General features: G+C 45.1%; 8 protein-coding genes. 6 read left to right on the forward strand and 2 right to left on the reverse strand.

The genetic code is table 11. From position 1 onward, the window contains the following. Positions 1 to 67: 67 nt before the first annotated feature. Positions 68 to 778: a lipoprotein-releasing ABC transporter ATP-binding protein LolD gene (gene lolD / locus AC27KT_RS05105; protein ID WP_487127950.1), complete on the forward strand. Its 711-nt coding sequence runs from the start codon at positions 68 to 70 to the stop codon at positions 776 to 778. Continuing rightward, positions 765 to 1,991: a lipoprotein-releasing ABC transporter permease subunit LolE gene (gene lolE / locus AC27KT_RS05110; protein WP_487127952.1), complete on the forward strand. Its 1,227-nt coding sequence runs from the start codon at positions 765 to 767 to the stop codon at positions 1,989 to 1,991. Before lolD ends, lolE begins: the two co-directional genes overlap by 14 nt. Positions 1,992 to 2,249: 258 nt before the next feature. Here lolE and AC27KT_RS05115 read toward each other — a convergent pair whose 3' ends face one another. Next, complete coding sequence (locus tag AC27KT_RS05115) at positions 2,250 to 3,596, reverse strand: dicarboxylate/amino acid:cation symporter (protein WP_039223919.1); 1,347 nt, start codon at positions 3,594 to 3,596, stop codon at positions 2,250 to 2,252. Positions 3,597 to 3,710: 114 nt separating this feature from the next. On the opposite strand from AC27KT_RS05115, the gene AC27KT_RS05120 reads away from it, so the two are divergent. Continuing rightward, positions 3,711 to 6,251, forward strand: a complete 2,541-nt coding sequence (locus tag AC27KT_RS05120) for a beta strand repeat-containing protein (RefSeq protein WP_487127954.1) — start codon at positions 3,711 to 3,713, stop codon at positions 6,249 to 6,251. A gap of 54 nt (positions 6,252 to 6,305) precedes the next feature. On the opposite strand, the gene astB is transcribed toward AC27KT_RS05120, so the two are convergent. Continuing rightward, the gene (gene astB / locus AC27KT_RS05125) at positions 6,306 to 7,646 is read right to left on the reverse strand and encodes an N-succinylarginine dihydrolase (protein ID WP_487127956.1); all 1,341 of its coding nucleotides are present in this window, start codon (positions 7,644 to 7,646) and stop codon (positions 6,306 to 6,308) included. A 395-nt stretch (positions 7,647 to 8,041) separates the two neighbouring features. Between astB and topA the strand changes: the two genes are divergently transcribed. The 3 genes from topA (at position 8,042) to AC27KT_RS05140 (ending at position 12,575) form a co-directional block, all read left to right on the forward strand. Then, complete coding sequence (gene topA / locus AC27KT_RS05130; protein WP_487127958.1) at positions 8,042 to 10,696, forward strand: type I DNA topoisomerase; 2,655 nt, start codon at positions 8,042 to 8,044, stop codon at positions 10,694 to 10,696. A gap of 139 nt (positions 10,697 to 10,835) precedes the next feature. After that, positions 10,836 to 11,387 (forward strand): DUF2058 domain-containing protein, encoded by a 552-nt coding sequence (locus AC27KT_RS05135; protein WP_014976306.1) that lies wholly within the window; start codon positions 10,836 to 10,838, stop codon positions 11,385 to 11,387. A gap of 348 nt (positions 11,388 to 11,735) precedes the next feature. Beyond that, entirely contained in the window at positions 11,736 to 12,575 is an 840-nt protein-coding gene (locus AC27KT_RS05140; protein ID WP_487127961.1) for a leishmanolysin-related zinc metalloendopeptidase, read from the forward strand. Positions 12,576 to 12,667: the final 92 nt, after the last annotated feature.

A 12,667-nucleotide genomic window follows, 5' to 3' on the forward strand; every position in this document is an offset into this window, starting at 1 on the left:
TTTCAGTTGGTGTTGGTAGTGTTTAGCGCTACCATTCACCGTCTGGAAAATTAAGAAGAACAGTCGCATGCAGGACGTGCTAATTTGCCGCAATATTTACAAAACCTATCAAGATGGCAGTAATGCCACCCCCGTTTTACACGATGTCTCTCTTTCAATAAAAACTGGTGAACATGTTGCCATATTGGGTAGCTCTGGCTCGGGGAAAAGTACGCTATTACATATACTTGGGGGATTAGATAAGCCTTCTAGTGGCGATGTTGAATTCAATGGTAAATCATTGGGTAAATTAAGTGGTAATGCGCTGGCGAAACTTCGCAATGACGAAATGGGCTTCATTTATCAGTTCCACCATTTGCTTGGTGAATTCACTGCGCTAGAAAACGTAGCCATGCCGCTGAGAATAAGAGGCCTGCCGACAAAAGCAGCGCACAGTAAAGCTAAGGTTATGTTAGACGAAGTTGGACTTTCCCATCGAGCGGACCATTTACCCTCGACGATGTCGGGAGGCGAAAGACAGCGTGTGGCAATAGCACGGGCATTAGTAACCGAACCCTCTGTTGTGCTCGCAGATGAGCCTACCGGGAATTTGGATGATTCTACGGGTGAACAAATTTATAAGCTTTTGACAAGTTTAAGCGAGAAGAAGGGCACTGCTTTTGTGGTGGTGACTCACGATATTGCTCTTGCTGGAAAAATGGACAGGGTGTTGAAAATTAAAGATGGCCGGTTAGTCAGTGAAGTACTGTCAAAGGAGGAGCAAAATGCTCGCCCTTGAACTGGCTAAAAGATTTAGGAAGACACGTTCAGAACAGCGCTTTATCTCCTTCATCTCAATGTCTTCTACCATAGGGATAGGGTTAGGCTGTTTCGTACTTATCGTTTTGCTAAGCGTTATGAACGGTTTCGAAAAAGAACTGACAAGTCGTATTTTGAGCGTAGTCCCTCACGGAGAGATATACAGCAAAAGCGAGAGTGGAATCGAGAATCTAGATGCACAGCTTTACCGGTTCTCCCAAGATAGCAGAATTGCATCTGTGACGCCCTACACACGTTTAACGGGTATGCTGCAGTCGAAAGGTGAGTTAAAAGCCATTAGCGTAACAGGTATTCCGGTAACTCAAGTTGCCGATAAATATGCCGAAAGGGTGGCGAATGAGGACTGGGAACGGTTTTCAGCGCAAGAAAATGGCCTCATTGTAGGTAAGGGCATCATGTCATCGATGGGCCTAGCCATTGGGGACACTGTGCAAGTATTGATTCCCCAAACTACTCAAGATTTAACCTTTAAAGCGCCTCGCTCCATTACGTTAACTATCGCAGGTATACTGTCTGTTGGCGGAGAGTTAGACAACCAACTTGGGCTAATGCATTTAGCGACGGCATCGGACTCCATCGGTATTATCTCTAAAGCCCAGGGTATTCAATTTACTCTTAATGACCCATTTTCTGCCTACGATATCATGCGAGATATTGGTTATAGCTACCCCCAAGCCGTTTATATGTCTGATTGGACACGTACCCAAGGGCATTTATATAACGACATTCAGCTTGTTAGGGCTGTGGTCTATATAGCGCTTATTCTTGTTATATCTGTAGCTTGTTTTAACATAGTGTCGTCATTAGTTATGGCTGTTAGAGACAAACAAGCCGCTATTGCGATATTGAAAACAATGGGAGCCTCTGACCGCTTAATACGTAGAACTTTTGTATTGCAGGGGGCCATTAACGGACTCATTGGTATCGTAGTTGGCGTAACGCTTGCCTTACTCGTCGCACCAAATCTTTCAGATATTGTTCGATTTATCGAAGCAGCCTTAGGAGTAGAGATACTCTCCGGAGATATATATTTTATTGACTTTCTACCTTCAAGCTTACATTGGCAAGATGTTGTGATAACAGTTGTGGTCGCCATTCTTTTGAGTATTGGCGCAACTTTATATCCGGCGCAAAAAGCAGCAAAAGTGTCGCCGTCTTCAGCGCTTCACTAGTCAATAACGCGCCAGCTTGTTAAACCTTATGTTAGTTTGTCTAGGCTTTGCTTTTTGGCCATATGGACAAACTGATGGTTTTTCTGGCACAAAGGCGGTATCCAATTAATGTGGGTAACGGCTGTAGTTAAACTCATGGAGTACGACAGCAAAAAATAAGGCCGGCAAATAATGCTGGCCTTGTTTTATGGTTAGCTTGTACGCTGCTGCAACACTGGCTTTGTGTGAGCATTACACACAACTGGCGCTAAGTCTTAGCTATTTGTTCCTTTCGAAGTGTTCGAAATCAACATCTTCTTGTTTTAACCCTGCTTTAGGGTCGTTGTAGACACTTTCATCTAATGCGCCTTCGCTCTTCGCAACCACACAAGACACCATACAGTCTCCCGTAATGTTTACTGCCGTACGTGTCATATCTAATAGCCTATCTACGCCGATAATAAGCGCTATACCTTCAACGGGTAAATTCACTTGCTGCAACACCATTGCAAGCATTATAAGGCCAACACCAGGTACACCAGCGGTTCCGATAGAAGCAAGCGTGGCCGTCAACACTACCATCATATAGTCACTTAGACTTAAATCGACGGCGTACACCTGGGCAATGAATACCGTAGCAACGCCTTGCATGATGGCGGTACCATCCATGTTAATTGTTGCACCTAAAGGTAGCGTGAATGATGAAACTGAGTTACCTACACCCAATTTGTTTTTAGCGGTTTCCATAGTAACTGGCAGAGTCGCGCTGCTGCTCGACGTACTAAAAGCGAAAAGTGCAGCGTCGCGCATTTTCTTCATCAAGATAATGGGGTTAAGCCCTGACAAGGCTTTTAGCAGAACAGAGTAGGTGACGAGGCCGTGAAGAATTAACACGCCAAATACTAAGAAGAAATACTTCGCCAAACTTAATATAGTTTCGCCGCCTATCGTTGAAAATAGCTTGGCCATCAACACGTACACGCCGTATGGCGCTAGGTTCATGATGATTGTCACCAAACGCATGATTACCGTATTAATATCTTCAAAGATAGCGGTAAGGCGTTTGCCCGCGTCACCCGTCATCGCCATTGCTATACCAAAGAGTACTGCAAAAACAATGATCTGAAGCATATTGCCCTGTGCCATTGAGTTTATAGGGTTGCTAGGAAACATGTTAACAATAACGTCTGACAGGCTAGGTGCTTCTTTCGCTTGGAACGTGGTTTCAGTGGTAAGGTTCAGTCCGTCACCTGGAGAAACAACTAAAGCTATACTCATGGCTAGTGTTATGGCAATTGCGGTTGTGACAACATAGAGTCCGACTGACTTAGCGCCAAGTCTTCCTAGCTTGCTTGGATCTGATAAGGTACTTGTTCCGCAAATAAGGGAAACGAAGACGAGGGGAACCACCAGCATTTTTAAGCTAGCGATAAATATTTGTCCGAGAGTAGAAAATATACCTTCGACAAGAATGTTATACGTTGAGAGCTCTAAACCGAATATCGAAAAAGTAAAATCTCCGCTATCATCAAATAATAATTGGAGAAAGACACCAGTCAAGATACCGGCAGCCATGCCGATAAATATGCGAGCGGTTAAACTATATTTGTGTGCAGATGAAGACATTAATGTTTCCTGTGCATTTTTATATTTTTAATCTTTCGTAGTGTGCCAGATTCAGTTGATTTTTAAACATAAAAAACGACGCAATTGTCAATAAAAGAGGTTCAGGAACGAATTATGTCGACATTAGCGAGAGTGCTAAGCTTAATTAGCGCAATATTTATGCTAACAGCATGTGGTGGGGGCGGCTCTTCAGTCTCTCGGGATAACACGGATAATGGAAGCGGAGACGGCGGTACAACCACGCCTACCTATTCAATTGCCTTATCGTTAGAAAATGAAAGTGGCGCAAGCGACAACAATTTATCAGAAAACAACAGCCTGTTTGCGGTAGCGACTGTAACAGATGAAGACGGGAATCCGCACTCAGATGCTCTGCTAACTTTCACCCTAAGTAACGAAGAACTTGCCGAGTTTGGCAATGATACCGGCACGGCAAGAACTAACTCAAGCGGTGTCGCCAGAATTCGTTTAGATGCAAGCACGGCTTCGGGGGATGGAGAAATTACCGCAGCGCTAGGCAGTGGCGAAACAGGAACTACCACGTTTTCTGCGACCGCAGTTACCAGCACAGACCCTTCTACAATTAGCGTTTCTCTCTCGTTGCAAAATGATAGCGGCGAGGCTGATAACAACCTTTCATCGAGCAATGCTTTGACAGCAGTTGCAACGGTAACTAATTCATTGGGCGAGCCTCAGGCAGATCTCCTGCTTACCTTTTCATTAAGTAACGATGAGCTGGCTACCTTTTCAAACGACACAGCAACAGCACTTACCAATGCAGAAGGTGTTGCAACAATAGGTATGTCGGTGGGAAGCGCGTCTGGTGACGGTGAAGTGACAGCGACTTTACCTACTGGTGAAACAGACTCCACGACTTTTAGTTCTGAAGGCAGTGCAACGGTAAGTGAAGACCCGGCATCTTTGGAGCTTTTCGCTGACAATATTCAGCTGGCTTCAAGCGGAAGCGATGAAGTCGAACTCATTGCATTAGTTAAAAATGAGCAAAGCGTGTTGATGGAAGGGGTTGAAGTAAGCTTCTCGGCAGCGACAGGCGATGGCGTTGAGCTTCAGCTCACGCAACCGGTTACTCTTTCCGATGGTACCGCCCGTGCAATACTGACGTCGCAAAATGATAAATCAAACCGTACGATTACTATTACAGCCGGCGCGGGCAGTCTTACTGAGTCTGTTGATATTACGATTCGAGGAACGGAAGTAATTATTAATGGCGCCTCATCTGTCATTTTAAATGATACTGTTGATTATACTATCCGTCTTCAAGACTCCGACGGCCAGCCTATCGATAACAAAGATGTCGTCTTAAGCGCTACTAATGGCACGCTTAGCAGCACCACAGTTAATACCGGAGCTGATGGTCAAGCTACTGTGTCATATACTGCATCTGCCTCTGGAGAAAATACCATTACGGCATCAGCACTTAATGCTGAAACAAGCTTTACGGTGCAGGTACAGCAAGACGAGTTTAACTTCGTTAACTTACCAACAGAAGAAGTGCCGTTAGGGCAAACACAGACTATTTCCGTGCAGTGGCGTCAAGACAACACGCCAGTAGTAGGTCAAGAGGTAACCTTTAGCGCATCACGTGGCGTAATTGACGGCGACTCAACAGTACAAACCGACGCAGAAGGACAAGCAAGTATTGATATTAGCGCCAACAATGCTGGCATCTCTTCAATTACCGCAACGGCAAGCGATGGAAGCGGAAACGTGTTGGTTTCAGCACTCACTCAAATTGAGTTTATTGCAACCACGCCGGCGACCATTATTGCTGATGCAACATTAGACAACCTTGGTCCAGATGGGCAAACGAGCACTATTAGCGCCGTTGTTAGGGATGCTAACAACAACTTGGTGAAAAACAGCGTGGTGAACTTTACTGTATCCGATGTGTCAACAGGCTTTGTTTCTCCCTCTCAAGCAACTACGGATAGCAAAGGTATTGCAACAACAGTGTTTACCTCAGGTTCTGTGTCATCTAATGAGGCCGTTATTATTACTGCTTCGATTGCAGATGACGAATCAATTTCTGATGAAGTCGCACTTACCGTTGGGGCGCGAGCTTTTGATATTGTCATTGGGACAGGTAATGAAATAGAAACGCCCTCCACAACATCATATCTCAAAAAGTTTGCTGTATTTGTATCAGATTCATCAGGTCGTCCTGTTAGTGACGTTAACCTTACAGCTTCAATAAATCCTGTTAAATACAATGAAGATGGAGTTTATTTGAAAGGTCGCTGGGTTTACAACGATGTAGACTCGATCTGGAACGTCGTGGATGTCTTCCAGTGTGACAACGAGGATAAAAATGACAATGGGATACTCGATGGGGGGGAAGACACGAATAAGGACCAACAATTGACCCCTGGTATCGTCGGTACCGTAACTCTTTCAAATAATGGAGTAACGGACGAAAATGGTTTTGCTGAGCTTGAATACCGTTACCCTGAAAGCTACGCGGTATGGTATTTTGCTGAAATCACTGTGTTTGGCCAATCAACTGGAAGTGAAGCCCAAGCTTCTATGAAGTATCAATTAGAAATTCTTGCTGACGATATAACTGATGAAGGAAGGAGCCCACCTGCTAATCCGTTTGGAACGGGTGAATGTCCCGTAGAAGAACCTTTACCATAAGTCAGAAATAAAAAAGCCCGTTATTCAATCGAATAACGGGCTTACTAATCACACTTAGCCCTGCTGGAACGGGTAAACCGAACCAATCTTCAGAATTTGCGTTAGCTCATCTAGCGCAGTACGAGATTCAATTAACAACTGCGGATCGCGCAAGTCATCTTCACCTAATTCATCACGATAGTGCTTGTCGACCCAGGTATTTAAGCGAGCAAACTGGGTATCGTTGATTAAGGTATTTTGATTAACCGCGGCAAGTTCTTGGTCATTCATTGCAACGCGCAAACGCAAACATGCCGGGCCGCCGCCATTGCGCATACTCTGTTTAACGTCAAAAAAGTTCACCGACTTGATCGGTGTGCCTAGTGTCACTAGCTTGTCTAAATAACGCTTAACGGCTTCGTTTTCCTGACATTCAGTTGGCGCGATTATGGTCATATCGCCGCTTGGAAGGGTTATGATTTGCGTATTGAATAAGTAGGTTTTTACTGCATCTTGAACAGACACTTCGGCAGTCGGTACTTCAATAAAATGAAGCGGTTCGCTACCAAATTTGGCTTGAAGCTCTTTAAATCCTGCGTCTTTTTGAGCAAACGCTTGCTCATGGAAAAACAATACATTTTGGTTACCTACAGCGATCACATCGTTGTGGAATACGCCTTGGTCGATAACGTCTGGGTTTTGCTGCATGTAAACTACGCCATCGTCGTCCAGACCGTGTAATCGAGCTACTGCTTGGCATGCTTCAAGCGTTTGGCGAGCCGGATATTTTTTTGGTGCAGGTTTGCTGGTATCAAATGCATGACGACCATAAACAAACAACTCTATTCCTGCCTGACCATAGTTGCTGCAAAGCCGCGTGTGGTTGGCTGCACCTTCATCACCAAAATGCTCGTTATCTGGCAAATGCTGGTGATGAGCAAAGTGCTTTTCATTAGCGAAAGTGCCACGTAAAATATTGCCTGTTACCTGAGGCTCTAACGAGCGATGAAACTTGTTCGTTAAATTTGCAGGGGTAAAGTGAACGCGACCATCGGCAGTATCGGCGCTAGGAGACACAGTGGCGGCATTTGCAGTCCACATACTACTAGCAGAACAACATGCAAGGAAAATCTCGCGAGACTGCTTTGCAGCGCTTTCTAGCACGCGAGCATCAGAACCGGTAAAACCTAATCGACGGAGCGCAGCGATATCAGGACGTTCTTGCGGGGCTAATACACCTTGAACCATTCCCATATCGGCTAGCGCTTTGGCCTTTGCAAGACCTTGCTTTGCAGCCTGCTTAGGACTGCTCTTTGCGTTCGCATTGTTCAGGGAAGCGACATTGCCAAACGATAAGCCGGCATAGTTATGGGTAGGTCCAACAAGACCATCAAAGTTAACTTCAAACTGCTTCATACTTTCCCTCATTCTTGTAGTTTTGGCTGTTGACCCCATATGCTACATTCTTACAAACGCTGCGATTAAGTTGATAGCAATAGCAACGCTTTTGATTTTGTTCAGGGTCAAACATGGCACGTCTTTAAACCTGAGCGGGTTGTTAGGTCAGGTTCGAATGGCTGGCATTATACGGCTTTTAATACCGATGCCAATCGCACTGCTTAATTAATGTACAGTTTTTGTGTGCGTTTAGAGCGGAGAGAAGAATAAGTATGAAGAAGATCTTGTTTTCCATTCACTTTGTAGATATATGTTAAAAAAGAGCGAGTGCCCTATATATAGTGTTGGGCTCCTCCAATTTTCAGAATTTGACGTAAATAGTCATTAAAAATCAATAGGTTTAGTTCAATTATATGGCAAAATCACTGGTCATAGTCGAGTCACCAGCCAAAGCGAAAACGATAAATAAATATCTTGGTAAAAATTTTATCGTAAAAAGTTCGGTTGGCCACGTGCGAGATCTTCCGACGAAGGCTTTAGGCAAAGTAGAGCCTAAAAAACCGGCTAAAGAACTCAAAACTTTAAGCGAAGAAGAGCGTCAAGAATATCTTCGCCGTCACGAATATTTGAAGCTTGTAGACAGAATGGGCGTAGATCCAGAGAAAGACTGGAAAGCCCACTATCAAGTGCTACAGGGTAAAGAGAAAGTCGTTAACGAACTTAAAAAACTTGCCAAAGATGCCGATACTATCTATCTCGCGACCGATTTGGACCGCGAAGGGGAAGCAATTGCATGGCACTTACAAGAGCTGTTAGGCAAAAAAGATAAGACCTATCAGCGGGTAGTGTTCAACGAAATTACCAAAAACGCGATTCAAGATGCGTTTTCAGATCCGGGCGAACTAAATATCTCTCGCGTCAATGCGCAGCAGGCTCGTCGATTCCTAGACCGTGTTGTAGGTTTCATGGTATCGCCACTTCTGTGGAAGAAAATTGCGCGAGGGCTCTCAGCAGGGCGTGTTCAATCGGTAGCGGTTAGGCTTGTAGTAGAGCGTGAGCGAGAAATCAAAGCGTTTGTGCCTGAAGAATTTTGGGACGTACACGCAGATTTAACCAGCCAGCAAAAAGCGGCACTACGCATGTTGGTGGCAAAGCACCAGGGTAATGCGTTTAAGCCCAAAAACAAGGCCGAAACAGATAAAGCGCTTGCAGACTTGGAAGGGGCTAACTACACGGTAGAAAGCCGAGAGTCAAAGCCTACGCAAAGTCGTCCTTCAGCACCGTTTATTACCTCAACGCTGCAACAGGCGGCAAGTACTCGATTGGGCTTTGGTGTTAAAAAGACCATGATGATGGCGCAGCGCCTTTATGAGGCGGGCTACATCACCTATATGCGTACGGATTCAACCAATTTAAGCCAAGAGGCGTTGGACAGTGCTCGTGCGTACATTTCAGATAATTTTGGTGACAAGTACCTGCCTGATTCGCCAAATCGCTACGGCAGTAAAGAAGGAGCGCAAGAGGCGCACGAAGCGATCCGCCCTTCAAACGTGAGCATTAGTGCTGCGAGTTTAGGCGATATGGAACGCGATGCACAGCGTCTTTACGAGCTTATTTGGCGCCAGTTTGTGGCCTGTCAAATGACTCCAGCTAAGTACGATGCAACCACTATCAAGGTGGCGGCAGGTGATTACGAACTGACGGCAAAAGGTCGCGTACTCAAGTTCGATGGTTGGACTCGCGTTCAGCCTCAGCTTCGCAAAAAAGGCGACGAAGAGCTCATGTTGCCTGATGTGCAAAAAGGCGATGTGCTTGACTTAAAAGCGCTTGATCCTAAACAACACTTTACTAAACCTGTAGCGCGATTTAATGAAGCTTCATTGGTAAAAGAGCTTGAAAAACGCGGTATTGGTCGTCCATCGACGTACGCCAGCATTATTTCAACGATCCAAGATCGCGGCTATGTGCGCTTAGAAAACAAGCGTTTTTATGCCGAGAAAATGGGCGAAATCGTAAATGATCGTCTGATGGAAAACTTTGACGATTTAATGAGCTATGACTTTACTGCCAATATGGAGCAACATCTTGATGATATTGCTGAAGGCAATAAAGATTGGAAAGATGTGCTCAACGACTTTTACAGCGGCTTCTACGGAAAACTGTTAAACGCCGAAAAAGACCCTGAAGAAGGCGGTATGCGCTTGAATCAGGCAGTGCCTGCAGGTGTTGAATGCGAAAAATGCGGCCGTGAAATGAACGTGAGAACCGCGTCAACTGGCGTATTTTTGGGCTGTTCAGGCTACAATTTACCGCCGAAAGAGCGCTGCACAAACACCATGAATTTAACGCCTGGTGATGAAGTCGTGAAAGTGGACGATGAAGAAGAGCTCGAAACAGAAGCGCTTCGTTCTAAAAAGCGTTGTCCTAAGTGCGGCACAGCGATGGATAGTTATTTGGTTGACGAAACCCGTAAACTTCATGTGTGTGGTAACACGCCAACATGTGATGGCACCTTAGTTGAAACAGGCACATTCAAGATAAAAGGCTATGACGGCCCCATTATTGAGTGTGACAAATGTGGCAGCGATATGGAGCTTAAAAACGGTCGATTTGGTAAATACTTCGGCTGCACCAACGAAGAGTGTAAGAATACTCGTAAGCTACTTAGAAACGGCGAAGCTGCGCCGCCAAAAGAAGATCCGGTAGATTTACCTGAGCTTCCGTGTGAAAAGTCTGACGCGCACTTTATGCTACGCGATGGCGCTTCGGGAATCTTCCTAGCGGCGCATAACTTTCCAAAGTCGCGTGAAACTCGTGCGCCGAAAGTAGAAGAACTTTCTCGCTTTAGAGATAGAATTTCGCCGAAATTCTACTATCTTGCTGATGCGCCACAAACCGACCCTGATGGTAACCCTGCAATAGTTAGATACAGCAGGAAGACCAAACAGCAATACGTGATGTCTGAGAATGACAACGGTAAAGCAACAGGATGGTCTGCGTGGTACGACAATGGCAAATGGCAGGAGCAAGCCGCTAAAAAGCCAGCGACTAAAGCCAAGAAGAAGTAGCGCCTTTAATTCGGAAAAGGTAAAAGTTGACCTTTAATTGAAATTAACAAGCCCGACATTGCTCGGGCTTGTTACGTAGTTAAAAGACGGTAAACGTCTGCAAAGCGTATCAATAGAAACAGAGTAACAGAGAGTAATTATGGCCTCCTTACAAGACCAACTACTGAAAGCCGGTTTGGCCGATAAAGCGTCTGCAAAGCAAGCGCGTGCAGATAAACGCAAAAAACAAAAGCAAAAGAATAAGCAAAAGCAACCTGTCGTTGATGAAGCGACTATTGCTGCTCAACAAGCAGCTGAAGAGAAAAAAGCGCGCTCACGCGAGCTAAACCAGCTTCAGCAGCAGGAGCGAGAGAAGCGCTCAATTATTGCTCAGGTAAGGCAGCTTATTACCGTAAACAAACAACCGCGCAATGGTGAAACCTTACTTAACTTTACACACGACAACGTAGTAAAGCGTCTGTATGTGAGTGAAGAGATGCACAAGCAAGTGACAAAAGGTCGTTTGGCTGTTGTATTGTTAGATGACGCTTATGAACTAGTACCAGCCCCCGTTGCTGACAAAATTGCGCAGCGCGACGAGGCTTCAGTTATTTACCGTGCTGATTTAGATAAGAGCGGAGCCGATGGTAAAGATGAAGAAGAAGATGATTGGTACGCCGATTATGAAATTCCAGATGATTTAACCTGGTAGGCCCTCTAATTGATTCTCGCAGCCGCGCTCTGTATCACAGAGCGTGGTAAGCGGGAAAGTAGACGTAAAAAAATTTCAATAATTCGCCCCCTCCCAATACGCCATTGTGCCAATGGCGAACGACTTACCGTTAAGCATTCTCTGTTAAAAAATTCAACACGTTGATCTTTAGTAATTTTTACTTTTGCCGTTAACAAGCAATCTTTCTCATAACTACTTACGGTTTTCTCTACTATAGTTTTTTTTAGTCCTTACCCTGTTGAGCTTTGAAATACAGCAAAGATAAACAGGCCTACGTTACTCATTTTATTTGCATCGAACGTTATTTCTTAGTTTTGGAGGGGGGCTATGGGTGTCTCAATTAAGTGGTTCTTCAGTGTTGTGGTGTCGTTGTGTGTGTCTTTTTCAGCAAATGCAGGACTATTCAAAATTTCTATTAACGATCTTGGTGGTTTAACACCTTCACAATCCAGTGTTTTTGATGATGCAATCGCTTATTGGGAGTCTTATCTGATAGGCGTTCAAAGCGAGTTTAATCACAATATTGTTATAGATGCGAGTGGCGTTGCACTTGATGGTGTGGGTGGCGTATTGGGTAGTGCTGGCCCAACGGGTATCACTCAGCTACCAGACAGCACTTTTGTTTATGCAAATAAAGGCCGCATGCGTTTTGATAAGGCAGACCTTGCTAGCTTAGAAAGTCGCGGTACGCTTTTTGATGTCATCGTACACGAGATGGCCCATGTTATTGGATTTGGAACATTGTGGACGACCGACTTTTTTATTGCGGGCAGCCAATCTAACTACGCCAGCGGTTCAGGGCGTTACACCGGAGAGTACGCTTTGGAAATTTATCGCCGCGAGTTTGTTGAAAACGCCACATTTATTCCTGTAGAACTAGGGGGAGGAGCCGGCACTGCCAACAGTCACTGGGACGAGCCTTGGCCTGGTGGTTCATCAGACGTAATGACAGGGTATTTGGGGCCATATCCAATTTCGTTAAGTGATACGACTGTAGCGTCGTTTGCTGATATTGGCTATTTGACTACGGTTACTCATGCAGTAAGTGAAGCCGCAACGATATGGCTATTTCTATTTTCAATGGGGCTTGTTGTAAGAAGGCATCATCAAAGGTCAACAAGCGCTAGTACACGTCGTCTACAAGTTTTTCAGGCGATGTCGGTCTAGCAGCGTTGCAGCGCTTGCGCAGAACAAAATCCTAAATCTATGCTGAGCGAATAATCTTGAGTGATAGTTTCTATCAATCAGCACGTGCACAT

Source organism: Alteromonas sp. 5NW40-0090, from assembly GCF_057552975.1.